This is a genomic window from Planobispora longispora (genome assembly GCF_016863135.1).
Classification (GTDB): Bacteria; Actinomycetota; Actinomycetes; order Streptosporangiales; family Streptosporangiaceae; genus Planobispora; species Planobispora longispora.
Genome location: NZ_BOOH01000019.1, coordinates 492,168 through 518,158 on the forward strand (window position 1 = coordinate 492,168; position 25,991 = coordinate 518,158).

At 70.8% G+C, this 25,991-nt stretch carries 26 protein-coding genes; 4 read left to right on the plus strand and 22 right to left on the minus strand.

What is annotated here, in order from left to right; translation table 11 throughout:
- Positions 1–65: 65 nt before the first annotated feature.
- From nuoK to Plo01_RS13525, 14 genes are all read right to left on the minus strand, one after another.
- Positions 66–362, minus strand: coding sequence for an NADH-quinone oxidoreductase subunit NuoK (gene nuoK / locus Plo01_RS13460; RefSeq protein ID WP_203890873.1), 297 nt, complete (start codon positions 360–362; stop codon positions 66–68).
- On the minus strand, positions 359–1,264 hold the full coding sequence (locus Plo01_RS13465) for an NADH-quinone oxidoreductase subunit J (protein ID WP_203890874.1): 906 nt from the start codon (positions 1,262–1,264) through the stop codon (positions 359–361). The genes nuoK and Plo01_RS13465 overlap by 4 nt, the downstream gene beginning before the upstream one ends.
- On the minus strand, positions 1,257–1,772 hold the full coding sequence (nuoI, locus tag Plo01_RS13470; RefSeq protein WP_084780859.1) for an NADH-quinone oxidoreductase subunit NuoI: 516 nt from the start codon (positions 1,770–1,772) through the stop codon (positions 1,257–1,259). Before nuoI ends, Plo01_RS13465 begins: the two co-directional genes overlap by 8 nt.
- On the minus strand, positions 1,759–3,123 hold the full coding sequence (gene nuoH / locus Plo01_RS13475; RefSeq protein WP_203890875.1) for an NADH-quinone oxidoreductase subunit NuoH: 1,365 nt from the start codon (positions 3,121–3,123) through the stop codon (positions 1,759–1,761). The genes nuoI and nuoH overlap by 14 nt, the downstream gene beginning before the upstream one ends.
- Positions 3,120–5,543: an NADH-quinone oxidoreductase subunit G gene (locus tag Plo01_RS13480; protein WP_203890876.1), complete on the minus strand. Its 2,424-nt coding sequence runs from the start codon at positions 5,541–5,543 to the stop codon at positions 3,120–3,122. The genes nuoH and Plo01_RS13480 overlap by 4 nt, the downstream gene beginning before the upstream one ends.
- Positions 5,540–6,826, minus strand: a complete 1,287-nt coding sequence (gene nuoF / locus Plo01_RS13485; RefSeq protein WP_203890877.1) for an NADH-quinone oxidoreductase subunit NuoF — start codon at positions 6,824–6,826, stop codon at positions 5,540–5,542. The genes Plo01_RS13480 and nuoF overlap by 4 nt, the downstream gene beginning before the upstream one ends.
- A complete protein-coding gene (nuoE, locus tag Plo01_RS13490) occupies positions 6,823–7,599 on the minus strand; it encodes an NADH-quinone oxidoreductase subunit NuoE (protein WP_239316232.1) in 777 nt (258 codons plus the stop codon). The genes nuoF and nuoE overlap by 4 nt, the downstream gene beginning before the upstream one ends.
- The gene (locus Plo01_RS13495) at positions 7,596–8,921 is read right to left on the minus strand and encodes an NADH-quinone oxidoreductase subunit D (protein ID WP_203890878.1); all 1,326 of its coding nucleotides are present in this window, start codon (positions 8,919–8,921) and stop codon (positions 7,596–7,598) included. The genes nuoE and Plo01_RS13495 overlap by 4 nt, the downstream gene beginning before the upstream one ends.
- Positions 8,918–9,607 (minus strand): NADH-quinone oxidoreductase subunit C, encoded by a 690-nt coding sequence (locus Plo01_RS13500; RefSeq protein WP_203890879.1) that lies wholly within the window; start codon positions 9,605–9,607, stop codon positions 8,918–8,920. The genes Plo01_RS13495 and Plo01_RS13500 overlap by 4 nt, the downstream gene beginning before the upstream one ends.
- A complete protein-coding gene (locus tag Plo01_RS13505) occupies positions 9,604–10,155 on the minus strand; it encodes a NuoB/complex I 20 kDa subunit family protein (protein ID WP_203890880.1) in 552 nt (183 codons plus the stop codon). The genes Plo01_RS13500 and Plo01_RS13505 overlap by 4 nt, the downstream gene beginning before the upstream one ends.
- A gap of 4 nt (positions 10,156–10,159) precedes the next feature.
- Positions 10,160–10,519 carry an NADH-quinone oxidoreductase subunit A gene (locus tag Plo01_RS13510; protein WP_068920773.1) on the minus strand — a complete coding sequence of 120 codons (360 nt, stop codon included), beginning with the start codon at positions 10,517–10,519 and terminating at the stop codon, positions 10,160–10,162.
- A gap of 121 nt (positions 10,520–10,640) precedes the next feature.
- Entirely contained in the window at positions 10,641–11,918 is a 1,278-nt protein-coding gene (locus Plo01_RS13515) for a geranylgeranyl reductase family protein (protein WP_203890881.1), read from the minus strand.
- 264 nt (positions 11,919–12,182) lie between these two features.
- Positions 12,183–12,389 carry a DUF397 domain-containing protein gene (locus tag Plo01_RS40240; RefSeq protein WP_239316234.1) on the minus strand — a complete coding sequence of 69 codons (207 nt, stop codon included), beginning with the start codon at positions 12,387–12,389 and terminating at the stop codon, positions 12,183–12,185.
- A gap of 162 nt (positions 12,390–12,551) precedes the next feature.
- Entirely contained in the window at positions 12,552–13,424 is an 873-nt protein-coding gene (locus tag Plo01_RS13525) for a helix-turn-helix domain-containing protein (RefSeq protein ID WP_203890883.1), read from the minus strand.
- A 505-nt stretch (positions 13,425–13,929) separates the two neighbouring features.
- Between Plo01_RS13525 and Plo01_RS13530 the strand changes: the two genes are divergently transcribed.
- A complete protein-coding gene (locus tag Plo01_RS13530) occupies positions 13,930–14,442 on the plus strand; it encodes a hypothetical protein (RefSeq protein ID WP_203890884.1) in 513 nt (170 codons plus the stop codon).
- A gap of 159 nt (positions 14,443–14,601) precedes the next feature.
- On the opposite strand, the gene Plo01_RS13535 is transcribed toward Plo01_RS13530, so the two are convergent.
- Positions 14,602–15,330, minus strand: a complete 729-nt coding sequence (locus Plo01_RS13535) for a demethylmenaquinone methyltransferase (protein WP_203890885.1) — start codon at positions 15,328–15,330, stop codon at positions 14,602–14,604.
- Between the two features lie 78 nt (positions 15,331–15,408).
- Here Plo01_RS13535 and Plo01_RS13540 point away from each other — a divergent pair, with 78 nt between their 5' ends.
- The gene (locus tag Plo01_RS13540) at positions 15,409–16,659 is read left to right on the plus strand and encodes a hypothetical protein (protein WP_203890886.1); all 1,251 of its coding nucleotides are present in this window, start codon (positions 15,409–15,411) and stop codon (positions 16,657–16,659) included.
- On the opposite strand, the gene Plo01_RS13545 is transcribed toward Plo01_RS13540, so the two are convergent.
- Positions 16,660–16,857 carry a DUF4229 domain-containing protein gene (locus tag Plo01_RS13545; protein WP_203890887.1) on the minus strand — a complete coding sequence of 66 codons (198 nt, stop codon included), beginning with the start codon at positions 16,855–16,857 and terminating at the stop codon, positions 16,660–16,662.
- Positions 16,858–17,117: 260 nt separating this feature from the next.
- On the opposite strand from Plo01_RS13545, the gene Plo01_RS13550 reads away from it, so the two are divergent.
- A complete protein-coding gene (locus Plo01_RS13550) occupies positions 17,118–17,357 on the plus strand; it encodes a BldC family transcriptional regulator (RefSeq protein ID WP_012887349.1) in 240 nt (79 codons plus the stop codon).
- Between the two features lie 90 nt (positions 17,358–17,447).
- On the opposite strand, the gene Plo01_RS13555 is transcribed toward Plo01_RS13550, so the two are convergent.
- On the minus strand, positions 17,448–17,687 hold the full coding sequence (locus Plo01_RS13555) for a hypothetical protein (protein WP_203890888.1): 240 nt from the start codon (positions 17,685–17,687) through the stop codon (positions 17,448–17,450).
- Positions 17,688–17,697: 10 nt separating this feature from the next.
- Positions 17,698–18,456 (minus strand): hypothetical protein, encoded by a 759-nt coding sequence (locus Plo01_RS13560; protein WP_239316236.1) that lies wholly within the window; start codon positions 18,454–18,456, stop codon positions 17,698–17,700.
- 185 nt (positions 18,457–18,641) lie between these two features.
- Here Plo01_RS13560 and Plo01_RS13565 point away from each other — a divergent pair, with 185 nt between their 5' ends.
- The gene (locus Plo01_RS13565) at positions 18,642–18,953 is read left to right on the plus strand and encodes a PLD nuclease N-terminal domain-containing protein (RefSeq protein ID WP_239316238.1); all 312 of its coding nucleotides are present in this window, start codon (positions 18,642–18,644) and stop codon (positions 18,951–18,953) included.
- Between the two features lie 68 nt (positions 18,954–19,021).
- Here Plo01_RS13565 and Plo01_RS13570 read toward each other — a convergent pair whose 3' ends face one another.
- The 4 genes from Plo01_RS13570 to Plo01_RS13585 form a co-directional block, all read right to left on the minus strand.
- A complete protein-coding gene (locus Plo01_RS13570) occupies positions 19,022–22,573 on the minus strand; it encodes a serine/threonine-protein kinase (protein ID WP_203890890.1) in 3,552 nt (1,183 codons plus the stop codon).
- 61 nt (positions 22,574–22,634) lie between these two features.
- Positions 22,635–23,666, minus strand: a complete 1,032-nt coding sequence (gene ccsA / locus Plo01_RS13575; RefSeq protein ID WP_203890891.1) for a cytochrome c biogenesis protein CcsA — start codon at positions 23,664–23,666, stop codon at positions 22,635–22,637.
- Positions 23,656–25,233: a cytochrome c biogenesis protein ResB gene (gene resB, locus Plo01_RS13580; protein WP_203890892.1), complete on the minus strand. Its 1,578-nt coding sequence runs from the start codon at positions 25,231–25,233 to the stop codon at positions 23,656–23,658. Before resB ends, ccsA begins: the two co-directional genes overlap by 11 nt.
- Positions 25,233–25,967 (minus strand): cytochrome c biogenesis CcdA family protein, encoded by a 735-nt coding sequence (locus Plo01_RS13585; protein ID WP_203890893.1) that lies wholly within the window; start codon positions 25,965–25,967, stop codon positions 25,233–25,235. Before Plo01_RS13585 ends, resB begins: the two co-directional genes overlap by 1 nt.
- Positions 25,968–25,991: the final 24 nt, after the last annotated feature.

The window sequence follows — 25,991 nt, forward strand, 5'->3', positions numbered from 1 at the left end:
AGGAGACCCCCGTCACCCCGCCGGCGTGCGAGACGATCTCAGCAGGAGATTGCACCGGCCACCTCTTAGTACTTCAGCAGGTTGGCGTTGTCCACGGACGCCGACCTGCGGGTTCGGAAGATCATCACGATGATGGCAAGGCCGATCACGACCTCCGCCGCGGCCACCACCATCACGAAGAACGCGATGAGCTGGCCGTCCAGGTTGCCGTGCTGCCGGGCGAAGGTGACGAATGCCAGGTTGCAGGCGTTGAGCATGAGCTCCACGCACATGAAGACCACGATCGCGTTGCGCCGCAGCAGGACGCCGACGCCGCCGATCGCGAACAGCAGCGCGGAGAGCACCAGGTAGTGGGTGGTCACTTGCCGTCCTCCTCCTGAGGCGCGTTCTCCTTGCGGGACGTGGTCCCGGCCTGCGGCTCGCCCTCATCCCGGAGCTCGCCCTCGTCCTGGAGCGCGTCCTTGACCTGGATGGGCTTGTCGCCCTCGACCGGCGCGGCGTCCCGGGCCGCGTCCTTCTCCAGGACCTGCTTGATGAGCGCGGCCTTCTCCGGGTCGGTCGGCGCGTAGCCCTCCTCCATCTCGTGCCGGGCGAGCACCCGGTTGATGGAGGTGACGGCGACGGTGCCGTCCGGCAGCAGGGCCGGCATGTCGATGGCGTTGTGCAGGGCGTAGGTGCCCGGACCGGGCAGCGGCGAGGGCTGCGGGCCGGCGAAGCGGGTGCGGGCCAGGTCCCGCTGGGTGGCCTTGGGCCGGACCCGCTCGCGGTGGGCCAGCACCATCGCGCCCAGCGCCGCGGTGATCAGCAGCGCCGAGGTGACCTCGAAGGCGAAGACGTGCCGGGTGAAGATCTCCTCGGCCAGCGCCGGGACGTTCCCGTCGCGGCCGCTCACCGCCCGGCCCATGCCCGCCGCCGGGCTGAAGGCCACGTTGCCGACGGCCAGGGCCAGCAGGAGCCCGAAGCCGAGGCCCGCCACGATCGCCCAGAAGCGCTGGCCCCTGATCGTCTCGACCAGGGAGTCCGCGGAGTCCACGCCGACGAGCATGAGCACGAACAGGAAGAGCATCATGACGGCGCCGGTGTAGACGATGATCTGCACCGCGGCGAGGAAGGGCGCGTCCTGGACCGCGTAGAGCACGGCCAGCGAGAGCATGACGACGCCCAGCATGAGCGCCGAGTAGACCGCCTTGCGGCTGAAGACGAGTCCGAGCGCCGCGGCCACGGAAACGACCGCCAGCACCCAGAACGTGATGGTCTCACCCATTGTTTCGTCCCAGCCGGTAGTAGTCCTCTTCGGTCTCACCGAGACGCATGGCGTGGGGCGGGGCCTCCATGCCGGGGCCGAGCGGCGCGAGGAGCATCTCCTTGGTGTAGATGAGGCTCTCACGAGTCGAGTCGGCGAGCTCGTATTCGTTGGTCATCGTCAGCGCGCGCGTCGGGCACGCCTCGATGCACAGCCCGCACAGGATGCACCGCAGATAGTTGATCTGGTAGGTGCGCCCGTAACGCTCACCGGGCGAGTAGCGCTCCGTCTCGGTGTTGTCCGCGCCCTCCACGTAGATCGCGTCGGCCGGGCACGCCCAGGCGCACAGCTCGCAGCCGACGCACTTCTCCAGGCCGTCGGGCCAGCGGTTGAGCTGGTGCCGGCCGTGGAAGCGCGGGGCCGTGGGCCGCTTCTCCTCCGGGTAGTTGACCGTCTCGACCTTCTTGAACATCGTGTGGAAGGTCACGCCGAACCCCTTGACGGGGTTGAGCCAATCAGTTAGTCCCACTGGGAACCTCCTTGCGCCCCACCCCGTGGTAGTGCGGCAGGTCGAGTGGCGGCACCGGGAAGCCGCCGGCGGTGGGTTCGGCCTGGAGCTGCTCGAACTCGGCCTCGACCTGCGCGGCCTTGGCCTCTCTGCGCCGCTGCAGAGTGGTGTCGAAGCGCAGCCAGATCGCCAGGGCCCCGGCGAGGACGACCGCCCCCAGGATCAGGACGACGGTCTGGTTCACCCCGTCCAGCCGCATGGCGCGCATGGTGGCGACCAGCAGGATCCAGGCCAGGTTGGCCGGGATCAGGATCTTCCAGCCGAGGGACATGAGCTGGTCGTAGCGGACGCGCGGCAGCGAGGCGCGGGCCCAGATGAAGAAGGAGAAGACCAGCACCATCTTCAGGAAGAACCACAGCAGCGGCCAGTAGCCGGTGTTCGCCCCGTCCCACATGGAGATCGGCCACGGGGCCCGCCAGCCGCCCATGAACAGGGTGATCGACACGGCCGAGACGACGAAGACGTTGACGTACTCGGCGAGCATGATGACCGCGAACTTCAGCGAGTTGGAATACTCGGTCTGGAAGCCGCCGACCAGCTCGCCCTCGCCCTCGGGCAGGTCGAAGGGGACCCGGTTGGTCTCGCCCAGCATCGTGATGACGTAGATCGCGAAGGACGGGATCAGCAGGATCATGTACCAGGAGGGCAGCGGGATGTCCACGTCGCCCAGCGCGAACGAGCCGCCGTTCGCCTGCGCGGCGACGATGCCCGAGGTGGACAGCGTGCCGGCGAACAGGAACACGCCCACGAACGACAGACCCATCGCGATCTCGTAGGAGACCACCTGCGCGCTGGCGCGCAGCCCGCCCAGCATCGCGTACGGCGAGCGGGAGCCCCACCCGGCCAGCACGATGCCGTACACGCCGATGGAGGCCATGGCCAGCACCAGCAGCACCGCGACCGGCAGGTCGGTCAGCTGCAGCGGCGTCTCGACGCCGAACATGTTGACCTTCGGGCCCATCGGGATGACCGAGAAGGCCAGGAAGGCGGGGACCGCGAGCACGACCGGGGCGATGAAGTAGATCACCTTGTCGACGGTCCGCGGCATCAGGTCTTCCTTCAGACCCATCTTCAGACCGTCGGCCACCGACTGGAGCAGACCGAACTTGCCCGCCCGGTTGGGGCCGTACCGGTTCTGCATGCGGGAGATGAGCTTGCGCTCGAACCACACGCCGAACAGGACGCCCAGCATCAGCACGACGAAGATGACGACGGACTTGAGGATCACGATCCCGATCGGATCGTGCCCGAAGTCGTCCAGGGTCGGATCCGCGGCCGGGGCCGCGAGCAGGGTCATGCTCATGAGGCTCATGAGGCGCTCCCGATCTTGACGAGGTCACCGGCGACGGCACGCAGGTCGCGGGTCACCGAGGAGCCGCCGGAGTTGGCCGGCAGCCACACCACCCGGTCGGGCAGGTCGGCGATCCGCACCGGCAGGCTCAGCGAACCCCGCGCGGCGGTGATGGTGATCTTGTCGCCGTCGGCGACCCCCGCCTCGGCCGCGGTGACCGGGGACAGCAGCGCCTCGGCCGCGCGGGCGGTTCCGGCGAGGTACGGCTCGCCCGCCTGCAGGCGGCCGTCGTCGAGCAGCTGGTGCCAGGTGGCGAGGAGGGCCTCACCGGCCTGCGGAGCGGTGCCCGACCGGAAGGTCACGCGGGGCGCCTCGACCCTGGCGCCCCGCCACGCGCCGATCGAGCCGAGCTCGCGGCGGGCGGCGGCCGGGTCCGGCAGGCCGAGGTGCACGTCCATGTGGTCGGCGATCGAGGAGATCACCCGCAGGTCGCTCATCACGCCGGGGACGTTCAGGGCCGCCTCGAAGGTACGGCCGCGCCCTTCCCAGTTGACGAACGTGCCCGCCTTCTCCGACGCCGCGGCGACCGGGAGCACCACGTCGGCGCGGTCGGTGACCGCGCTGGGACGCTGCTCCAGGCTGACGATGAACGGCGTGTTCTCCAGGGCCTCCAGGGCGGCCTGCGGGTCGGGCAGGTCGTAGGGGTCGACGCCGGCGATCAGGAGGGCGTCGAGGTCCTCGTGCAGCGCCGCCGCCAGGATGGCGGAGGTGTCGCGGCCCGGGGTCTCCGGGAGCGAGGCGACGTCCCACGCCCGGGCCACCTCGGCGCGGGCGGCCTCGTCGGCGACCGGGCGGCCGATCGGCAGGAGGTTCGGCATCGCCCCGGCCTCGACGGCGCCGCGCTCGCCGGCGCGGCGCGGGATCCAGGCGAGGCGGGCGCCGCTGGCCTCGGCCAGCCGGACCAGCGCGGACAGCGCACCCGGGGAGGTGGCGAGCCGCTCACCGGCGAGGATGATCGCACCGGGCTGCTTGACCGCCTCGGCGGCGGGGGAATCGCCGGAGAGCAGGTTCTCCAGGGCCTCGGCCTCGGCCCCGGGCGCCGACGGGATGAGCGTGGCGCCCATCTTGGCCAGGGAGGAGGTGGCGAACGGCGCGACCGAGAAGACCGCCAGGCCCTTCTTCCGCCACGCCTTGCGCAGGCGCAGGAAGACGATCGGCGACTCCTCCTCGGGCTCGAAGCCCACCAGGAACACGGCCGGGGCCGCCTCCAGGTCGCGGTAGCGGACCTCGATGCTCTTGCCCGCGACGGCGTGCGCGAGGAACTGCGTCTCCTCCGCCGAGTGGGGCCGGGAGCGGAAGTCGACGTCGTTGGTCGCCAGGGCGATCCGGGCGAACTTGGCGTAGCCGTACGCCTCCTCGACCGTGACCCGGCCGCCGACCAGCACGCCCGCGCGCCCGCGGGCCGCGGCCAGGCCCTTGGCCGCGACGGCGAGCGCCTCGGGCCAGGAGGCCGGGACCAGGCGCCCCTCCTCGTCACGGATGAGCGGGGTCTTCAGCCGGTTGGGCTGGGTGGCGTAGGTGAAGGCCCAGCGGCCCTTGTCGCAGTTCCACTCCTCGTTGACCTCGGGGTCGTCCCCGGCCAGGCGGCGGGTGACCCGGCCGCGGCGGTGGTCGGTGCGCAGGGAGCAGCCGCTGGCGCAGTGCTCGCAGGCGCTCGGCGTGGAGACCAGGTCGAACGGGCGGGCCTGGAACCGGTAGGCGGCGCCGGTCAGCGCGCCCACCGGGCAGATCTGGACGGTGTTGCCCGAGTAGTAGGACTCGAACGGCGCGCCGTCGGCGGTGCCGACCTGCTCCTTGGCCCCGCGCTCGAAGAACTCGATGAGCGGGTCGCCGGCGATCTCGTCGGCGAAGCGCAGGCAGCGCGCGCACTGCACGCAGCGCTCGCGGTCCAGCAGCACCTGGGTGGAGAGCGGGACCGGCTTGGCGAAGACGCGCTTCTTCTCCTGGAAGCGGCTCTCGCCCTGGCCGTTGGACATCGCCTGGTTCTGCAGCGGGCACTCGCCGCCCTTGTCGCAGACCGGGCAGTCGAGCGGGTGGTTCATGAGCAGCAGCTCCATGACACCGCGCTGCGCCTTCTCCGCGACCGGGGAGGTGAGCTGGGTCTGGACCACCATGCCGGGGGCGACCTCGATGGCGCAGGAGGGCTGCGGCTTCGGGAAGCCGCGGCCGTTGCCCGCGTCCGGGATCTCCACCAGACACTGGCGGCAGTTGGCCGCCGGGTCCAGCAGCGGGTGGTCGCAGAAGCGCGGGATCTGGATGCCGAGCAGCTCCGCCGCCCGGATGATCAGCGTCCCCTTCGGGACGCTCACCTGGAACCCGTCGATGGTGAGGGTCACCAGGTCCACCGGCGCCTGCGCCGGGGTGGTCGCTTCAACCGTCATGCGTTCCCCCACACCGTGGACGGAGCGTGATCGAACGGGCAGCCGCCGATCTCGAAGTGCTTGAGGTACTCGTCGCGGAAGTACTTCACCGACGAGTGGATGGGGCTGGTGGCGCCGTCGCCGAGGGCGCAGAAGGAGCGGCCCAGGATGTTGTCGGCGATGTCGGTGATCGTGGTCAGGTCCTCCTCGGTGCCCTGACCCTTCTCCAGCCTCTTGAGCACCTGCTTGAGCCAGTAGGTGCCCTCCCGGCAGGGAGTGCACTTGCCGCAGGACTCGTGCGCGTAGAACTCGGTCCAGCGCATCACCGCGCGCACCACGCAGGTCGTCTCGTCGAAGATCTGCAGGGCCCGGGTGCCGAGCATGGACCCCTTCGCGCCGACCGACTCGAAGTCGAGCGGCACGTCCAGGTGCTCGTCGGTGAAGATCGGCGTGCTCGACCCGCCGGGGGTCCAGAACTTCAGCCGGTGACCCTCGCGGATGCCGCCCGCCATGTCGAGGAGCTCGCGCAGCGTGATGCCCAGCGGCGCCTCGTACTGGCCGGGACGGGTGACGTGGCCGGAGAGCGAGAAGATGCCGAACCCGGTCGACTTCTCCGTGCCCATGCCGGCGAACCAGTCGGCGCCGTTGGCGATGATCGAGGGAACACTGGCGATCGACTCGACGTTGTTGATCACAGTGGGGCAGGCGTAGAGGCCCGCCACCGCCGGGAACGGAGGCTTGAGACGGGGTTGGCCGCGATATCCCTCGAGCGAGTCGAGCAGGGCCGTCTCCTCGCCGCAGATGTAGGCGCCCGCGCCCGCGTGCACGACCAGTTCCAGGTCGTAGCCGCTGCCGAAGATGTTCTCGCCGAGGTAACCGGCCTCGTAGGCCTCGCGGACGGCCGCGTGCAGGCGGCGGATGACGTGCAGGACCTCGCCGCGCACGTAGATGAAGGCCTGGTTCGCCCGGATGGCGTAGGACGTGATGATCACGCCCTCCACCAGCGAGTGCGGGTTGGCCATCATCAGCGGGATGTCCTTGCACGTGCCCGGCTCGGACTCGTCGGCGTTGACCACCAGGTAGTGCGGCTTGCCGTCGCCCTGCGGGATGAAGCCCCACTTCATGCCGGTGGGGAAGCCCGCGCCGCCGCGACCGCGCAGACCGGAGTCCTTGACCGCCTGGATGACGGCGTCCTGGTCCATGCCCAGCGCCTTCTTGGCGGCCTTGTACTCCCCGTAGCCGGAGAGCTTGAAGGAGTCGGGCCGGTCCCAGTTCTCGGTGAGGACGGGAGTGAGAGTCGTCATGCCTCAGGGGCCTTCCATCCGTTGGCCTTGGCGACCTTCAGGCCCTCCAGGGAGGCTCCGGCCGCCGAGGGGCCGTCGCCGGCCAGCTCGTCGGGGAGGCCGGCCAGCACCCGGGAGGCCTCCTTGAAGGTGCAGAGCTTCTTCGGGCCGCGGGTCGGCGACACGTCCTTGCCGTCGCGCAGGTCGTCGACGAGCTGCTTGGCCGAGGCGGGCGTCTGGTTGTCGAAGAACTCCCAGTTGACCATCATCACCGGGGCGAAGTCGCAGGCGGCGTTGCACTCGAGCCGCTCCAGCGAGACCTTGCCGTCCGGGGTCGCCTCGTCGTGGCCGACGCCGACGTGCTCGGAGAGCTCGTCCCAGATCTGGTCGCCGCCCATGATCGCGCACAGCGTGTTGATGCACACGCCGACGTGGTAGTCGCCCATCGGGCGGCGCTTGTACATCGTGTAGAAGGTGGCCACGCCCACCACCTCGGCCTTGGTCAGGCCGAGCATCTCGGCGCAGAACTCCTGGCCGGCGTCGGACACGTAGCCGTCCTCCGACTGCACCAGGTGCAGCAGCGGCAGCAGGGCCGAGCGCGTCCTCGGGTAACGGGAGATGATCTCCTTGGCGTCCTGCTCCAGACGGGCGCGGACCTCCGGCGAGTAACCCCCCGCCACGGCCGCGCGCCCCTCCTCGCCCGGGCTCACGGCCGCGACCCCCTCCTCGGCGGGGTTCAGGGTCACGCTCCCCTCGTGGCTCGCGAAGTTCGCGGCGTTCTTCTCCGCACTCATCGGTCGACACCTCCCATGACCGGGTCGATCGAGGCCACGGCGGAGATGACGTCGGCGACCATGCCGCCCTCACACGTCGCCGGTACGGCCTGCAGGTTCGTGAAGGACGGGTCGCGGAAGTGCACGCGGTACGGCTTGGTGCCGCCGTCGCTGACCACGTGGGCGCCGAGCTCGCCGCGGGGGCCCTCGACGCTCGCGTACGCCTGGCCGGCCGGGACCCGGAAGCCCTCGGTCACCAGCTTGAAGTGGTGGATCAGCGCTTCCATCGAGCTGCCCATGATGTGCGCGATGTGGTCGGGCGAGTTGCCGAAGCCGTCGGGGCCGAGCGCGAGCTGCGAGGGCCAGCCGATCTTCTTGTCGTCCACCATCACGCGGCCGCCCTTGAGCGGGCCGGACAGCCGGTCGAGGGCCTGCTCAATGATCTTGAGCGACTCCTCCATCTCGGCGACCCGGACCAGGTAGCGGCCGTAGACGTCGCCGGTCTTCTCGGTCGGGACGTCGAAGTCGTAGGTCTCGTATCCGCAGTACGGCTGCGACTTGCGCAGGTCCCACGGCAGACCCGCGGCCCGCAGCATCGGGCCGGTGATGCCCAGCGCCATGCAGCCGGTCAGGTCGAGGTAGGCGACGTCCTTGGTGCGGGCCAGGTAGACCGGGTTCGCGTCGAGCATCTTGCGCATGTCCTTGATGCGCTTCGGCATGATCTTCAGCAGCTCGGCGACCTTGTCCACGGCGCCGGCCGGCAGGTCGACGGAGACGCCGCCGGGCCGGACGTAGGCCATGTTCATCCGCAGGCCGGTGATGTACTCCATCACGTCGAGCACCATCTCGCGCTCGCGGGACCCGAAGAGGAACGGCGTGGTCGCGCCCAGCTCCATGCCGAAGGTGCCGATGGCCACCATGTGCGAGGAGATGCGGGTGAGCTCCATCGTCAGCACGCGGATCGCCTGGGCCCGCTCGGGGATCTGCTCGGTGATGCCCAGCAGCTTCTCCACGGCCATGCAGTAGGCGGTCTCGTTGAAGATCGGCGAGAGGTAGTCCATCCGGGTGACCAGCGTGGTCCCCTGGGTCCACGTGCGGTACTCGCAGGTCTTCTCGATGCCGGTGTGCAGGTAGCCGATGACCGTCCGGGCCTCGGTGACCGTCTCGCCGTCGAGGTTGAGGATCAGGCGGAGCACGCCGTGCGTGGACGGGTGCTGCGGGCCCATGTTGACGACGAGCTGCTCGTCCTGCTGGCCGCTGAGCGTGGCGACCAGCTCGGTCCAGTCGTTGCCCGAGACGGTGTAGACCTTGCCCTCGGTGGCCTCCTCATAAGGCGCACTCACTTGTAGGACCTCCTCTGGTCCGGCGGGGGAATCTCGGCTCCGCGGTACTCGACCGGGATGCCACCGAGCGGGTAGTCCTTGCGCTGCGGGTGGCCGTCCCAGTCGTCGGGCATCATGATGCGGGTCAGCGCCGGGTGCCCGTCGAAGACGATCCCGAAGAAGTCCCAGGTCTCCCGCTCGTGCCAGTCGTGCGTCGGGTAGAGCGACACGCTCGACGGGATGTGCGGGTCGGCGTCGGGGCAGGACGCCTCGACGCGCAGCCGCCGGTTGTGCGTGATCGAGCACAGGTGGTAGACCGCGTGCAGCTCCTCGCCCTCCAGATGGGGGTAGTGCACGCCGGAGACGCCCAGGGAGAGCTCGAAGCGGAGCGCGGGGTCGTCGCGCAGGTGCCGGAGGACCTCCAGCAGGCGCTCGCGCTTGACGTGGAAGGTCAGCTCCCCGCGGTCCACGACCACGCGCTCGACCGCGTCGGCGAGGTCGCCGCCGAGCGCGCGCTCCAGCTCGTCCGCGACGGCGTCGAAGTAGCCGCCGTAGGGGCGGGGGGTCGACAGCCGGGGCGCCCGCCGTACGACCAGGCGGCCGTAACCGGAGGTGTCACCGGAGTCCTGGGCGCCGAACATGCCCATGCGGGCGATCGGCTCCTGTGGCACTTCGGGCAGGTTGTCGGGTTCGTTCGGGTTGCTCATTTGGCCGTTCCCTGGTCGATCAGCGGCAGGGTCCGAAGCGCCTGCAGTTCGAGCTCGTCGATCTGCTTGGCGCGGTGCGCGCCGAACTTCATGTTCTGGATCTTGTCGTGCAGCTTGACGATCGAGTCGATGAGCATCTCGGGCCGCGGCGGGCAGCCCGGCAGGTAGATGTCGACGGGAACGACGTGGTCCACGCCCTGCACGATCGCGTAGTTGTTGAACATGCCCCCGCTGGAGGCGCAGACCCCCATGGCGATGACCCACTTGGGCTCGGCCATCTGGTCGTAGATCTGACGCAGGACCGGGGCCATCTTCTGGGACAGCCGGCCCGCGACGATCATCAGGTCGGCCTGGCGCGGAGACGCCGAGGCACGCTCCATGCCGAAGCGCGCCAGGTCGTGCTTGGGACCGCCGGTCGACATCAGCTCGATCGCGCAGCAGGCCAGACCGAAGGTCGCCGGCCAGACCGAGTTCTTACGCGCCCAGCCGGCCACCTGCTCGACCGTGCTCAGCAGGAAACCGCTCGGGAGTTTCTCTTCAAGTCCCATAGTCCTAATCCCAGTCCAGACCCTTGCGGCGCCACACGTACGCGTAGGCCACGAGCACGGTGACGATGAACAGCACCATCTCGACCAGCCCGAACAGCCCGAGCTGGTCGAAGGCGACCGCCCACGGGTAGAGGAAGATGATCTCGATGTCGAACACGATGAAGAGCATCGCGGTGATCATGTACTTCAGCGGGAAGCGGCCACCGCCGACCGGCTGGGGGGTGGGCTCGATGCCGCATTCATAGGCGTCGAGCTTGGCGCGGTTCCAGCGCTTGGGACCGGTGAAGGGTGCGATCGTCACCGAGAAGATCGCGAATCCCGCCGCGAGAACGGCGAGCACCAGGATGGGTGCGTACAGCTCCATCGCTACGCCTCCTCTCCCATCTCCACGCGCGCCGGCGCGTAGCTCGTCACAGTGGTGTGTTTCACAAGTCTAGGCAGGGCGATCATCTCGGCTCGCTCCGGGTTCCACGTGTTTTGTGAGGTCATGCCGGTGGCGCGACCTTGGACAGAGCGTTGATGATCCTGTCCGACACGTCGCCTCGTCGGTCGGTGAGATTAGCAAGGAGCTTCAACGCGAACCGCATTAGACCGGGATGCGGCAGCGCGTGCCGGGTGGCGAAGTTCATGACGCCGCGGCGTCCGATGAGCTCCACGAACCCCCTGCCGAGCGTGAAGTATCCGCCGTAGGCGTCCTTCAGGATCTGCGGATAGGCCCGCAGAACCCGCTCCCGCTGGGCCGCGGTGGTCCTGCCCAGCGCCTGCACGATGGTCTCGGCCGCGATGTGGCCGGTCTCCATCGCATACGCGATGCCTTCCCCGTTGAAGGGGTTGATCATTCCTCCCGCGTCGCCGACCAGCACCAGTCCGCGCGTGTAGTGCGGCTGGCGGTTGAAGGCCATCGGCAGCGCGGCGCCCCGGATCGGGGCGGTCATGTTCTCCTCGGTGTAGCCCCACTCGGCGGGCATGTTCTTGACCCAACGTTTGAGCAGGTCACGGTAGTCCATGCCCTTGAAGGACTCGCTGGTGTTCAGCAGGCCCAGGCCCACGTTGGAGGTGCCGTCGCCGACGCCGAAGATCCAGCCGTAGCCGGGCATCAGCTGGTCGCCGTCCCACAGCTCCAGCCAGGTCTCCAGATAGTCGTCGTCGTGCCGGGGACTGGTGAAGTAGGTCCGCACGGCGACGCCCATCGGGCGGTCCTCGCGCTTGTGCAGTCCCATCGCCAGCGACATCCGGGTGGAGTTGCCGTCGGCCGCCACCACCAGCCGGGACCGGTAGGCGACCTCCTCGCCGTCCTTCCTCGCCGTCACGCCCACGACGTGGCCGCTGCGCTCGTCGAGGATCGGGCCGGTGACGTTGACGCCCTGCAGCAGGCGGACCCCGGCGCGCACCGCGTTGGCGGCCAGGATCTCGTCGAAGTCCTGGCGGGTGCGGACCAGGCCGAAGTCGGGGTAGCTGGCCAGCTCCGGCCAGTCCAACTCGAACCGGAGGCCTCCGCCGACGACGCGCAGGCCCTTGTTCCTGACCCAGCCGGGAGCGTCGATGTCGACGCCCATGGCGATGAGCTGCTTGACCGCGCGGGGGGTCAGCCCGTCGCCGCAGACCTTCTCGCGGGGGAATGTGGTCTTCTCGAGCAGCAGGACGGTGAGCCCGGCCTGTGCGAGGTGAAAAGCGGTTGTCGAACCGGCGGGCCCGGCGCCGACGACGATGACGTCGGCGTCAGCCTCAGCGACACTCCGCTGTGGGGCGGCTGGCACGGTCACGGGACCTGTCCTGTCCTACATGCTTCGACGGCCTCGGGGTAAGGGGCCTCTCGTTCCTTTGTGAAGGACTTCACAAACTTGTCGGCCCGCAGTCTAACGCTTCCTGGGGGCCCGATGTCAGGCGGGTTCGACGATCACGTGGATCCTCGCCCCGTGACGTCGCCTGACCCCCGTCCTCCCGGCCGCTGCCCCGGCCGCGTACGGGAAAACCCCCGGGGCCGCACCGGCGGCCCGCCGCGGGGCATCGCCCGGTTTCCGGGCCCCTCAGGCGCCGAACCCACCGTTCCGCACGCCGGCCAGGAAGTCCTGCCACTCACCCGGCGTGAAGGTCAGCATCGGCCCGGAACGGTCCTTGGAGTCGCGGACGAACACCGGCCCGCCCGGGGGGCGGGCGACCTCCACACACTCGGTGGAGACAGTGCTGAGGCTGCTCTTCGTCCAGGAGAGGTCATCCGGGTTGTACAGAGTCACGTGGTGTCCATGAGCGCTCGGAGCCTCTCGGCAAGATCCGGTACGGGAAACCCTTCCGTTGTACCGGAGCCGGCACTCAGGAGTGATCCGATCAAGGACAGGCACAGTAACGAATGCGCAACGTGTCGGCCGCTTCATGCGCGCGCGCCGCCATTCCCCGATTCACCGCGCTTCCCGGGCGATCAGCTCCGACGACTCCTCGGGGGAGAGCGCCTTCTCCAGCATCTGCTGGAACAGCCAGCCGAAGGCGAAGGTGGACTCCTCGTCCTCCACGAACGTGCTGTCCATCGCATTCTCCAGGTACACGATGTCGCCGTGCAGCCTGCCCAGCCCCTCCCTTTCCGGGAACCGCAGCAGGACGAAGCTGTGGGGCATCGCCCCGTGGTCGACGTCGAGCGGGAGCACCCGGATCTCGACGTTGGGGCGGGCCGCGACCGCCGTGAGGTGCCGCAGTTGCTCCCGCATCACCTCTTCGGCGCCGAACCGCCGGAAGAACGCCGATTCATCGATCACCGCGGTGACGTTCAGATGAGGCTCCTCGTCCAGTAGACGCTGCCTCCGCATACGGACCTGGGCGAGCTTCGCGACCTTCCCCGGAAGCAGGTTCTTGAAAGGCGTGGGCGCGGGCGGCCCTATCGTCGCCTTCGCATACGCGGGGGTCTGCAGAAGGCCCGGAATCACGAGGCTCTGCCAGGTGAACACCGACTGCGCCCCGGCCTCCAGGCCGATGTAGGCGGCATACGACCCCAACAGCACGTCCGCGTGGTCCTCCCACCAGCCGCGCTGCTCGGATTCGAGGGAGAGCGTCAACAGGGTGTCTCGCCATTCGGAGGACGTCCCGTAATGTTCCGCCAGCGCCACGACGTCGTCTTTCTGCGCCCCGACCTGAGCGTTCTCCATCCGGGAGAGCTTCGAGGTGGACCAGCCCAGGGCCTTGGCCACCTGGCCGCCGGTGAGACGGGCATCCTCGCGGAGTCGGCGCAACTCCGCGGCGAGTCGGCGCCGGCTGACGGTGGGGCTGACTTCGCGCGCCACTCAGCTCTCCTCACGAACGTCATCAAGTGGTACCCGAACCGCAAAGTTCACAACCCTCACTTACCAGGTTGAAACAACTTCCATCGGGCATCTCTCAAGTAATCCCCCCGGGAATTGCATCGCACATCCCGCCGGGACATCCTCACAGTAATGCCCCGGACAGATGCGAGAGGTGCGCATGGCTGAGAAGGGCCAAGAATCTTCCGCCTCGGAAACGGCGCGCCCGCCGCGCGGCCGGGGGCCGCCCGCACCGGGCCCACCCGAAGACGATCATCCACGCGAACGGGCGGATGGCTGCGACCCATCCGCCCGGAAGTCCCGCAGTCCCCTCAACCTCATCAGCGACGGGAACAGGAGCCGTGGAACATGTCCAACGCTACTCCCTCGCCACGCCCCCGCAAGGGGCCGGGCGAACGCATCATCGAAAGAGCAGACTCGAAGGTCCGGGACAGGGACGGCAGACCCGCCGTGGCCACGGCCGGATCGCCCGGCCCGGGAGGACTCCGTGGTTAGCGAGCTGCCCGGGTGGCCGGGGCGCACCCGGCACCACTTCCGCATCCCCCGGGCGTCGGGCCCGCCGGCCTGGCTCGGGCGGATCATCCGGTGGCGCGTGGAGCTCGCCGCCGGCTCGGCCGTCACCGCCGTGGTGCCGACGCTGGCCGAGCGGCCCGCCTGGCTCGCCGCCTACCTGCTGCCCCTCGTGGCGGGGGTCGGTTACCCGCCGGCCCGCCGGGCGGTCGCGGACCAGCTCCACGCCCTGGTCGTCAGGCACCGTTTCCAGGGATTGTGCCTGAAGACCCCGCTGCGGACGCCGCAGGGCCGCCTGCCGCTGGTGGCGGGGACGATCCCGTACGGCGACGGCCGGCTGGAGATGTACATCTGGTGCAGGTCCGGGATGAGCACCGAGCTCTTCGACGACTATCTCCCGGAGATCAAGGTCGCCTGCTTCGCCACCGAGGCGGCCGTCCGCCCCCACCATCGCTGGGGGCACATCGTCGTCCTGGAACTGCGGCGGTAGCCGCGCCCGGGGCGAGGATCGGGAGGGCGGCCCGGAGCAACGGCGCTCCGGGTCGTGACGCGGGCGTACCGCGGGGGCACGCCCGCACCCCCGCCCGGCGGGTCAGGCCCCGGCTTTCAGGCGCGGCGCGTCAGGACACGGGCTCGTAGACGCGGCGCGTCAGGACGCGGGCTTGTAGGCGCGGTGCAGGGCGACGATGCCGAGCGAGAGGTTGCGCCAGGCGACTTTCTTCCACCCGGACCGCTGGATGACGCGCGCGAACTCGGCCTGCCCCGGCCACGCCTTGATCGACTCGGCGAGGTACTCGTAGGAGTCGGGGTTGGAGCTGACGAGCCTGGCCATGACGGGGATCATGCTGACCAGGTACCGGCTGTAGACGAAGTCGAAGGACCCGATCACCGGCCGGGAGAACTCGCAGACCACCAGGCGGCCCCCGGGCTTGGTCACCCGGAGCATCTCCCGCAGCGCCTGCTCGGTGTCGTTGACGTTGCGGATGGCGAAGGAGATCGTCACCGCGTCGAAGCTGTCGTCGGCGAACGGCAGCCGCAACGCGTCTCCCGCGACGAAGGTGAGCCCGTTCACGCCCCCGCCGGACAGACCCGAGCCGCCGAGCCGCTCGACACCGGTCCGGAGCATGCCCAGGGAGAAGTCCGAGGCGATCGCCCGGGCGCCGAGCGCGGTGAACGCCTCCGTCGAGGTGCCGGTGCCCGCGCCCAGGTCGAGCACGAGCTCGCCGGGGCCCGCGTCGACCGCGGCGGCGGTGGCCTTGCGCCAGAACCGGTCCTGCCCCAGGGACATCAGGTCGTTCATCAGGTCGTAGCGCCGGGCCGTGCGATCGAACATCGAGGCGACCTCGTGCGGTTGCTTGTCCAGCGAAGCGCGCGTCATGGGGACAAGCCTATGGCCGCCCGGACAATCCACGGAAAGTAGCGGCGTGGTGACGAAGAGTCTGCTAGGACTTGGTGAATGCTTGCCCGAACCGTTCCGGTCCTGACCTCGATCGTGCTTCTGGCCCCCGCCGGGACCGCCGCCGCCGGGACCGTCGCACACAGCAGGGTCGTCTCGGCCGACCCGGTGAACACCACCCCGCACGTGCTCGACGGGATCGTCAACGCCATCGCCCTGGTGGACGGGACGGTGGTGGTCGGCGGCTCGTTCAGCGAGGTGCGCGACGCCGGCGGCTCGGAGGTCCTGGAACGCGACAACCTCTTCGCCTACGACCTGGCCACCGGACGGATCCTGCCGGATTTCTCGCCCTATCTCGACGGGCCGGTCAACGCCCTGGCCGCCGGGACCGGCGGCACGGTCTACGCGGGGGGCGCGTTCACCGAGACCGACGGCGTCGCGACCCGGAAGCTGGTCCGGCTCCGGCTGTCCGACGGCTCGCCGGTGACCGGCTTCCGCGCCCACGCCCACGGCGGTTCGGTCACCAGCCTGGCCCGCCGCGGATCACACCTCTATCTGGGGGGCGACTTCACCCACATCGGCCGCCTCACCCGTACGGCCCTCGCCCGGGTGGACGCCGCCACCGGCGCCGTCGACCCCGGCTTCACGATCAGGCCGGGGAGTCCCAGAGGGTCCCGGGTCAGGGTGTACGCGCTGGCGCTCGGCCGGGACCGGCTGGCGGTCGACGGCAACTTCACCACCCTCGACGGGCACTCGCGCCCCCAGCTCGGCCTGGTCGACATCGGCGCCTCACGCGCGAAGGTCTCCTCCTGGCGGACCGACGCCTACGCCGCGGCCTGCATGCCCGCCTTCCCCAGTTACGTCAGGGGGCTCGACTTCGCCCCCGACGGGAGCTATTTCGTGGTCGTCACCAGCGGCGGGCCCGGCGGGCCGCGGAGGCTGTGCGACAGCGCCGCGCGCTTCGAGACCTACGCCCGCGGCGAGACCGGGCCCACCTGGGTGAATTTCACCGGCGGCGACTCGCTCTACTCGGTCGCGGTGACGGGGGCGGCCGTCTATGTGGGCGGTCATCAGCGCTGGCTGGACAATCCCGGCGGATCCGACTCCGCGGGGCCGGGAGCGGTCGAGCGGCCGGGCATCGGCGCGATCCACCCGGTCACCGGCAAGGCCCTGTCGTGGAATCCCACGAGGGAGCGCGGAATCGGCGTCAAAGCCTTTCTCGCCCATCGAGGGGGGCTACTGGTTGGTAGTGACACAATCCGGCTCGGCCGCGAGTACCATGCCCGGATCGGCATGTTCCCGCTGCCGTGATCACTTCCGATTCTTGGCGATTCGCGCGCTCATCGCGTCACGCTGCTTGGACAGCAGGACATAGCTGGCCACCCCGCTGACGAGGAACGCGGCGACCATCAGGTAGAAGGGGTCGCGCAGGCCGAGCAGGTAAAGGACTCCGCCGCTCACGAGCAGCAGGAGGATCCGGCACAGGGTGTAGACGATGGCGGGATGCACACGTCGAGGCTACGCCACCGCGTGGCGAGGACGTGCGGACGGCACGGACGTGAGCGCTCTTCGCATCTGGCGCGAGCACTGCTAGTGTGCCCAACACATCAGTTACGTAAAGAAACACCCACGAGAGTCCCAAAGAGGCTCTATCATATAACAATCGGGCAGTCAGTCGATAACAACCCGTGATCTTTGATGAAAAGCACGGATAAATCAGGCTTCGCTCGGCACACTGGTTACCTGTCCGCCCGCTGGCAGGAAGCGGGATGCGAGGGGGAGAGATTGTGGAGAGTAGCAGCGAGCGTCTGCTGACACCTGGAGAGGTTGCCGCCCTCTTCCGGGTCGACCCAAAGACGGTGACGCGCTGGGCCGCGGCAGGCCGCATCAGCAGCATCCGTACCCCCGGAGGGCACCGTCGCTTCCGTGAATCGGAAGTGCACGCCCTTCTGCGCGGCGAGGACGTCCTGACGGCCGAACGGCCGGCTGGCGAGTCTCCCCGCGTCTGACGACTTACGGCGTCACACCATCGGTGATCCTGCGCGCCCTACCCGGAAGCCGCAGGGTCACCGTGGAGTCACTCTGCGCTGCCCGGGAGCCTAGCCGTCCTGCTCCGCCTTGAACGCCAGGAACTCCCGCTCCAGCTCGTCGTTCTCCTCACGCCACCGGCGCCGCCGCTCGGCCATCTCCTCCTCGGTGAGCGCCTCGGGCAGCCAGCGGTCGTAGTCCGGATCACCCGGGGAGAGCTCCATGTAGGCGTTGCCGATCAGACGCCCGTCATCGCTGGACAGGCTCTGCGGCACGCGCAGGGTCCCGTCAGCGAGCCGGATGACGTACATCCCAGATCACCTAGATTCCGTAACGCCGGTTGAAGAACAGCATGACATCGAGCGCCATCCGCGTGTCCCCGCCCAGCATGTCCACGAGGGCGGGACGCTGCCTGGAGGCGATGGCGGCGAAGGCGTCGGCGAAGAACTCCTTGCGGCCCAGGCCGCCGGACTGCCGGTGGAAGGTCGAGACCAGCAGGGGGACGCAGCGCTCGTAGAGGGCGGCGAACTCCGGGGAGTCCGAGACCCATCCCTCGTGGGGCGCGTCCACGTCGTCCAGGGCGTGGCCGATCTCGTGCATCATCACGTCGGGGGTGGGCGAGGGCCGGTCCCCCACCACGACCTTGCGATCGCCGTACGCCCCGGCGCAGACGTCCCACGTCGCCCGGCCGGACGGCAGCGGCGCGCCGCGCAGGTAGCCCATGTCGTCCAGGTCGGGCACGCCGCCCGCGCCGACGTAGATGCCGTCGAGGCTGGTGGCCAGCAGGAGCTTCAGCCGGTCGGGCAGCCGCGCCAGGCTCTCCACCGCCCGCACGATCTCCGGGGGCGGCGGGCCCTTGCGGGCGTCCCACTGCCGGTGCAGGACGCGCTCCAGAGGTCCGCAGTGCCGCAGGCCGTCGCCCGTGTCCGGGGTGTCCGGGCTGTTGGGCTGGGCCCGGGGACGCTCGTCGGCCAGTTCGAAGTCCTGCCAGGTGTACTGCGGCCGGTCGACCGAGGGGGCCGCCACCGTTCTCATCCGCCGCTCGGGATCGCGGGGAACCTCGCGTGGGGCCTCCCGCACGGCGCCGTCCGCACGGTGGGATCCCCCCCGCTGCCACCAGCGCCGCCGATGACGTCCTTTGTCGGTGTTCAATGCGCCCCCCGGGAAAGCGGCAACGGGTTACACCGTACGACGCGGATCTCCGCGCGTCATCCCGAACGCCCGTCCCGGCCGCACCTGCCGCCGTGATGGCTTACAGTTCGGGCATGTCCGTGCTTCTCGGCCTGGCGCTGCTGGCCTTCTGGCTGTACTGCCTGTTCGACGTGATCACCACGCCGGACGAGCAGGCCAGGAATCTCCCCAAGATCCTCTGGGTGCTCATCGTGGTGCTGCTGTTCTCGGTCGGCGCCCTGTTCTGGCTGCTGCTCGGCCGCCCCCTCGGTCCCCGGGCACCAAGGACGATCTTCCGCGACGACAGCGGCCCCCAACCCCGGCCCCGGCCGCAGGCCCCGAAGGGCCCCGACGACGACCCCGACTTCCTCAAGGACCTCGACCGGCGCCTGCGCGACGAAGACTGACCCGCCGGCCCGTCCGCCCGCCGGGTCCCGCCGCGCCGTACCGCGCCGGGACCCCGATTCACGCGGCCTCAACGCCGGGCCGCGCACACGTCCCGGTAGGCCGTCCCGGGAAGGTGCTCCCGCCACTCGGCCGGGGTCAGCGTCCGCCCGGCCCGCGCGCAGACCGCGACGGCCGTCGCCTCCGGATCGACCGGATGCTCGACCCGCTTTCCATCGCCGTCCAGGGTGACGAGCCGGGAGCCGTCCGCCGAGAACGCCATGCCGAGCAGCGGCCCGCTCCCCGCGGGCAGGGGGCCGCCCAGCCGCCTGCCGGTGCCGACGTCCCACATCCCCGCCGTCCGGGTGCCGGTCTTCACCGCGAGCACGTCCCCCTCCGGGGAGAAGGCCAGCGCGTCCCACTCCAGCTCGGCGCCGATCCGCAGCACCGGCCCCACCCGGCGCCTGCTCGCGGTCTCCCACACCGAGACGCGCCCCACGGAGTCGGCGACGGCGAAGCGGGAACCGTCCCGGTCGAAGACGAGGACGATCCTGCCCTGACCGTTCGGCGGGCCGTACGGCGCGCCGAACGGCCCGCCGGTCGCCGCGTCCAGCAGCCGCTGCTCGCCGGTGGTGACGGCCACGGCCCGGCCGTCCGGCGTGAACGCCAGTTCGCTGGAGGCGGGCTCCCGGCGGGTCCAGCGCTGGCGGCCCGTGGGCACGTCCCACAACCGGACCTCGTCGTGAGCCGTCTCTCCCTCGAAGACGCTGACGTAGGCCGCCACCGCGGCCCCGGTGACGTCGATCGCCACGCCGCCCCCCACGGTGGCGTCCTCTCCGGCGGACAGGACGGCGACCCGCCGGAAGGTCACGGTGTCCCAGACGCTGATCTTTCCCGTGGTGCCGGCGCTGACCACCAGGTACCCGCCGTCGGCGCTGAAGGCCATCTCGGCGAACTCGTCCGCCGTGCCCGCCTCCAGCTCCAGGGTGGCGAGGGTGGTGTTCCCGCGCGTGTCCACCAGCCGGACCCGGCTCTCCTCGTACTCCTTGACGGCGGCCAGGCGCAGATCGGGACTGAGCACCGCCAGCTGGTCGTCGGAGAACGCCGGCTCGCGGACGACGGCGCCGGCCACGGGGGACAGGTCGAGGGCCGTGACGCCGTCCTCGGCGAGGTAGCGGAGCGTGCGCCCGTCCGGATCGAACGCCACCGCGGGCCCGAGGTCCACGCCGAGCCCGTACGACAGCAGCAGCCGCCGGTCCGCCAGCCGCCGGACCTCGATCTCGTCCGGGCCCACCACGGCCAGGAGCCGCCCGTCGTGGCTGAACACCGGGCGCCCCTGGTCGACGCCGGGCAGCCGGCCCGTCAGCGAACCGGTGACCGCGTCGTACAGCTCCACCCGCTTGCCCTTGCCGAGCGCGACGGTCCGGCCGTCCGGGCTGTAGGCGACCTGCGCCGAGCACTTGCATGCGGCGCCCAGGGGGGTGACCCGCATCGAGCCGAGCTCGACGATCACCGGCTGGTTGTCGAAACCGCCGCTGACGAGGCGGCGTCCGTCCGGGGAGATGTCGGCCCACGTCCCGTAGACGGACGGCGGCATCCCCCGCTCCTCGCCGGTCCCGGTGTGCAGGACGCCCGCCAGTCCCTGTCCGCCGTAGACGGCCACCCAGTCCTCGGACAGGCCGAAGGAGACCTTGAGGTCGTACTCCCCCTGGCCGGGGTAGGTGCGTCCCGGACCGCGGGGTTCGCCGGTCGCCACGTCCCAGCTCCGGATCCGCTCCCCGCCGACCGTGACCAGCAGCCTGCCGCTCGGGCTGAACTCGATCTGGCGCAGGTCGTCCTCCACGCCCGAGAAGCTCGTGATCTGCCGGCCGGTCCGCACGTCCCACAGGCGCACCCGGCCCTCGCCCGCGCTGGCGAGGACGCGCCCGTCACGGCTCAGCGCCCGCACCGTCCGCGCCGAGACGGCCCGATCCCGGAAGGTCGCGGTCTCCCACTGGGTCAGCGAGCCGGTCAGGGCCGCCCGGGCCTCGGTCACCGGGGACAGCCGCCAGGCGGCCACGCTCAGCAGCATCGCCCGTACCGGGTCGGAGACCCGCAGCGACTCGGCCGTGGCGGCCAGCTGCCGCGCCTGAGCCTCGTCGCGCTGGGCGGCGATGGTAGCGGCGCGTTCATCGGCCATCCTGCTCTGCTGTACGGCGACCGCCCCCGCCACCAGGGCCACCACCAGAAGGACCACCAGCGCCGAGAAGACCAGCCGGTTGCGGCGGGCGCGGCGCCGGGTGAGGGCGGTGCCCGCCTCCAGGAAGTCCCGCTCCACCGTGCTGAGCGTGATGTCGCGCCGCCCGGTGGCGGCCCAGGTCATCGCGCTCTGCAGGCTGCCGCCCTGGAACAGGTCCCCGTCCCGGCGGCCCTGGGCGTGCCAGCGCCAGGCCGCGGAGAGGATCTCCCGGTGCGCCTTCAGCCCGTCCCAGTTGGCCCGCACCCACTGGCGCAGCCGGGGCCAGGCCAGCGGGAGCGCCGGGCGTGACAGCCACACCTCCCGGTCGTCCCGGCCGACCAGGTAGGCGAAGACGTCCAGCAGCCGCCGGACGGCGGCGGCCTCCTCCTCGTCCCGGCCGCCGACGAGCTCGGCCCACTGCGCCCGCCGCGGGATCTGCCGGCCGTCGTCGGTCACCGTCACCAGCCGCAGGAACACCTGGGGGGCCAGTTCCCGCTCGGCCGGTCCCAGGGCGGCGTAGCAGTCCTCGGCGAGACCGCCCAGCGCGGGATCGCTCGAGTCGCTGCGGATCCGGGCCCCGGCGTCACTGCCCGCCGCGAGCAGGCGCGCGGTGTCGAGCCCGTCGCCGCCGCTGACCAGGGCGAGCAGCAGGTCCCTGGCCGACGGCCTGGTCCGGGGGTCCTTGGCGAGCGCGGCGGCCACCAGTGACCGCAGCGCCTCGGGCAGGTCGTCCAGCCGCGGCTCGTGCGAGAGCACCCGGTGCATCACCGCGCCGAGTGTCTCCGCCTGGAACGGGTCCGTGCCCGTCGCCGCGAACACCATGATCCCGCCCCAGGCGAACACGTCGGCCGCGGTCCCGGCCCGCTCCCCCGAGAACACCTCGGGCGCCATGTAGGTGGGCGTTCCGGTGACCCTCCCGGTCGCGGTCAGCGACATGTCCGCCGTGCGGGCGATCCCGAAGTCGATCACGCGGGGGCCGTCCGGGCCCAGCAGCACGTTGTCCGGCTTCAGGTCCCGGTGGACCACCCCCGCGTCGTGGATCGCGGTCAGCGCCGTGGCCACCGCCGTCGCCAGCCGGTGCAGGTCGCCGCCGCCGAAGCGGCGCCCCCCGCTGACGGCCCCGCGCAGGCTGGGGCCCTCCACGTACTCGGAGACGATGTACGGCCGGGGGCCGTCCAGATCGGCGTCGATCACAGCCGCGGTGCAGAAAGAGGCGACCTTCCGCGCGGCGGTCGCCTCACGGCCGAACCGCTGGCGCAGTTCGGCGTCGGTGCCGGCGTCCCCGTGCAGCACCTTGACCGCGACCCGCCGGCCCTCGGCGTCGTACGCCTCGTAGACCACTCCCTGGCCGCCGGCGCCCAGCCGTCCGGCCAGCCAGTAACCGCCCAGCCGCTGCGGATCCCCGTCGATCAGCCCAGAACTCATCCGCCCCTCCTGTCCCCCGGGTTGTGACGCGCCGGGCGGCGGCGGAGTTCGCGGAGATCTACTAGCCGGGGATCTCCGCGTAGGAGTGCAGGCCGGGGATGAAGATGTTCACGCCGATGAGGTTGAACAGCAGGCAGGCGAAGGCGACGAGCTGCACGACGGTCGCCGACCTGCCCTTCCAGCCGGCGGTGGCGCGGGCGTGCAGGTAGCCGGCGTAGACGATCCAGGTGATGAACGCCCAGATCTCCTTGGGGTCCCAGCCCCAGTAGCGGCCCCACGCCTTGTCGGCCCAGAGCGCGCCGGCGATCACGGCGAAGGTCCAGATCGGGAAGCCGATCACGATGGCCCGGTGCGCGACCCGCTCCAGCTCCTCCCGGGTCGGCAGGTGGACCGCCGCGTCGTTCCTGATCAGGTAGATGACGCCGCAGGCTCCCGCGACGATGAACAGGCCGCTGGCGGCGATGGCCGCCGAGACGTGGATGGCGATCCAGTAGGAGTTCAGCGCGACCATCGCGGGTCCCGCCTCCACCTGCAGGGCGTGGACGGCGGCGCCCAGCCCGAGCGCCGCCGCGCCCACGACGAACGCGCCCAGGAAGCGGACCGGGTAGCGCAGCTGCATCAGCAGGAACGCGGCCACGGCCGCCAGGCAGATCGCGATCACGAACTCGTACATGTTGCCCCACGGCCAGCGGCCCGCCGCCAGGCCGCGGGTGGCCAGGGCGGCCAGGTTCACGACGAGGCCGAGCCAGCTCAGTGCCAGCGCGGCCGTTCCCGCCTTCGTCACCCACACGGGCAGCGGCTTCGGCGCCGGTTGGGTCCCCCCGGCGCCCTCGCCCGCCTCCGAGGTCTCCTCCGCCTCGGAGAGCGCCGTGTCGCCGTTCTCCTCCCGCTGCGAGGCGGAGGCCGCCGGGGCCGCCGCGCCGCCGACCGCGGCGAGCACGGGCTCGGCCGGGGCCGCGGAGGCCTCGGCCGGGGCGCGGCCGAAGGCGAGGTCCAGGGCGTAGGCGAGCATCGCGATGACGTAGAGCAGCACCGTCGCCAGGATCAGCTGGTCACTCAGCGCTGCGAGGACGGGATCGGCCTCAGCGGGCATCCTTGACTCCAGGGTTCGAACCGTGATTCAGGGCGGCGACGACGCTCGCGAACTCCTCGCCGAAATCGCCGCCGGTGCGGGTGAGACCGCCGGCCTCGGCGCGCGCCTGAGGACCCTCCCCGACCCGCACCCACACGCGGCGGCGGCGGACCGTCAGGGAGAACACCAGGGCCACGGTGGCCAGGACGGAGGCCAGCAGCGCGGGCATGCGGCCGGGGTCGTAGGTGATCTGGAGGGCGATCCACTCCTTGACGCCGGTGAACTCGATCGAGCCCGCCCCGCCCGGCAGGTCGAGCTTCTGGCCCACGGCCAGCGGATCGGCCTTCATGACCAGCGGCTTCAGTTTCTTCTGGATCTCCGGGGGGATCTCGTAGACCGACTGCGGGACGCCGTCCCGCATGCCGAGGTCGCCGGCGAAGGCGCCGTACACCTGCGCGGTCGGGTTGGCCGCGCCGGGGAAGATCGAGACCCACTCGCCGCCCTCGGCCGGGACGGTGCTGGGCAGGAACGCCACCAGGATGCCCAGCTGCTCGGGCTGGGCGTCCGCGACCTTGATGACGCACTCGGAGGTGAAGGTGGCCGGGTCGATGACCAGGCAGGGCACCGACCCCTCGAAGGCCACCTGGCCCTTGCCGTCGGTGATCTTGAAGGTGGGCGCGTACCCGTGGTCGAGGAGGTAGGTCATGGTGCCGTTCACGTCGAGCGGCTCGTTGACCTTCAGCTCGTACGTCCGCTCGGGGGCCCCCGGCAGGTCGCTCACCGCGAGCTTCGCCGAGTAGTCGAGCGCCTGGCCGCGCTTGTCGCCCTTGGCGATGTAGGTCGCCTGGAAGTCCTCCAGCGTGAAGGAGAACGGCTCGAGCGACTCGGCGTTCACCTGCTGTCCGGGCATGTAGCGGTCGTAGGCGGCGACGGTGTTGGCGAACCCGTCGCCCTCCACCACGAGCACGTTGCCGCGGTAGCCGTACAGCGCGCCGACGCCGATCGCCACCAGCAGCCCGAGCAGCGCGACGTGGAACAGCAGGTTGCCGGTCTCCTTCAGGTAGCCCTTCTCCGCCGAGACCCAGCCGGGCCCGGTGGTGACCCGGAAACGCAGCCGCCGCAGCCGCCTGGCCGCCTCCTCGACGGTCAGGTCGCCGTCGAGCACGGCGTGCTGGGGCAGCCGCGACAGGTTGCGCGGCGCCGCGGGCGGCTTCTTGCGGAGTTCGCGCAGGTGGGCCATGGTGCGCGGGAGCACGCAGCCGATCAGCGAGAGGAACAGCAGCAGGTAGATCGCGGCGAACCACGGCGCCTTGAAGACGTCGAACAGCCAGAACCGGTCCAGCCACTCGGCGAGCTCGGGGTCGTCGGCGTAGTACTGACCGACCATGGCGTCGGAGACGCCGCGCTGCGGCCAGATCGACCCGGGGATCGAGGCCAGGGCGAACAGGAACAGCAGGATCAGGGCCGTCCGCATCGAGGTGAGCGTGCGCCAGAACCAGCGCGCCCAGCCCACGGCGCCCAGCTTCGCGGGCCGCGCCTCGGCCGCCTTCTCCGAATCGTCCCTCTCCGGGGTGTCGGTCACAGTCATCAGATCACCGGCTGGAATCCGCCGATCCACACCTGCATCGCCGCGATGAGCTCTCCCCAGAGCCCGGTGACGAGCAGCAGGCCGACGGCGACCAGCATGGCCCCGCCCACCCGTGTGATCAGCTGAGAGTGGCGGCGGACCGCCTTGAACGTGTGCAGGGCCTTACGGTAGGCCATGCCGGCCGCCACGAACGGCAGACCGAGGCCGAGCGCGTACGCGAAGGCGAGGAGCGCGCCGCGACCGGCGCTGCCCTCGTTCATGCCCAGGGTGAGCACCACCGCGAGCGTGGGGCCGATGCAGGGGGTCCAGCCCAGGCCGAACACCACGCCGAGCAGGGGCGCCCCGGCCAGCCCGGCGGCCGGGAGCCGGTGGATGCGGAAGTCGCGCTGGAGACCCGGGATCACGCCCATGAAGGCGAGGCCGAGCACGATGGTGAGCCCGCCGAGCACCCGGGTGATGATCTCGGCGTTGCCGAACAGCGCCGCGCCGACGCCGCCGGCGAGCGCCCCGCCGGCCACGAACACCGCGGCGAAGCCGAGGACGAACAGCGCGATCCCCGCGACCATCCGTCCGCGCCTGGGGTCGGCGCTCATCCCGGTCACGTACGACAGGTAGCCGGGGACCAGCGGCAGCACGCACGGCGACAGGAACGACACCAGCCCCGCGGCGACCGCGATCGGCAGCGCCAGGGCGAGCGAGCCGCTCGCCACCGTGCTCGCCAGGTCGGTGCTCATCGCGAGGACTCCGGGGGCAGGCGC

Coding starts and splice junctions, on each gene's coding strand:
- Plo01_RS13465 (WP_203890874.1), bottom strand. CDS start 1,264: ATGGGTGAGACCATCACGTTCTGGGTGCTGGCGGTCGTTTCCGTGGCC.
- nuoH (WP_203890875.1), bottom strand. CDS start 3,123: ATGAGCCTCATGAGCATGACCCTGCTCGCGGCCCCGGCCGCGGATCCG.
- Plo01_RS13480 (WP_203890876.1), bottom strand. CDS start 5,543: ATGACGGTTGAAGCGACCACCCCGGCGCAGGCGCCGGTGGACCTGGTG.
- nuoF (WP_203890877.1), bottom strand. CDS start 6,826: ATGACGACTCTCACTCCCGTCCTCACCGAGAACTGGGACCGGCCCGAC.
- nuoE (WP_239316232.1), bottom strand. CDS start 7,599: ATGAGTGCGGAGAAGAACGCCGCGAACTTCGCGAGCCACGAGGGGAGC.
- Plo01_RS13500 (WP_203890879.1), bottom strand. CDS start 9,607: ATGAGCAACCCGAACGAACCCGACAACCTGCCCGAAGTGCCACAGGAG.
- Plo01_RS13505 (WP_203890880.1), bottom strand. CDS start 10,155: ATGGGACTTGAAGAGAAACTCCCGAGCGGTTTCCTGCTGAGCACGGTC.
- Plo01_RS13510 (WP_068920773.1), bottom strand. CDS start 10,519: ATGGAGCTGTACGCACCCATCCTGGTGCTCGCCGTTCTCGCGGCGGGA.
- Plo01_RS13535 (WP_203890885.1), bottom strand. CDS start 15,330: ATGACGCGCGCTTCGCTGGACAAGCAACCGCACGAGGTCGCCTCGATG.
- Plo01_RS13540 (WP_203890886.1), top strand. CDS start 15,409: ATGCTTGCCCGAACCGTTCCGGTCCTGACCTCGATCGTGCTTCTGGCC.
- Plo01_RS13550 (WP_012887349.1), top strand. CDS start 17,118: ATGCGAGGGGGAGAGATTGTGGAGAGTAGCAGCGAGCGTCTGCTGACA.
- Plo01_RS13555 (WP_203890888.1), bottom strand. CDS start 17,687: ATGTACGTCATCCGGCTCGCTGACGGGACCCTGCGCGTGCCGCAGAGC.
- Plo01_RS13565 (WP_239316238.1), top strand. CDS start 18,642: ATGTCCGTGCTTCTCGGCCTGGCGCTGCTGGCCTTCTGGCTGTACTGC.
- Plo01_RS13570 (WP_203890890.1), bottom strand. CDS start 22,573: ATGAGTTCTGGGCTGATCGACGGGGATCCGCAGCGGCTGGGCGGTTAC.
- ccsA (WP_203890891.1), bottom strand. CDS start 23,666: ATGCCCGCTGAGGCCGATCCCGTCCTCGCAGCGCTGAGTGACCAGCTG.
- resB (WP_203890892.1), bottom strand. CDS start 25,233: ATGACTGTGACCGACACCCCGGAGAGGGACGATTCGGAGAAGGCGGCC.
- Plo01_RS13585 (WP_203890893.1), bottom strand. CDS start 25,967: ATGAGCACCGACCTGGCGAGCACGGTGGCGAGCGGCTCGCTCGCCCTG.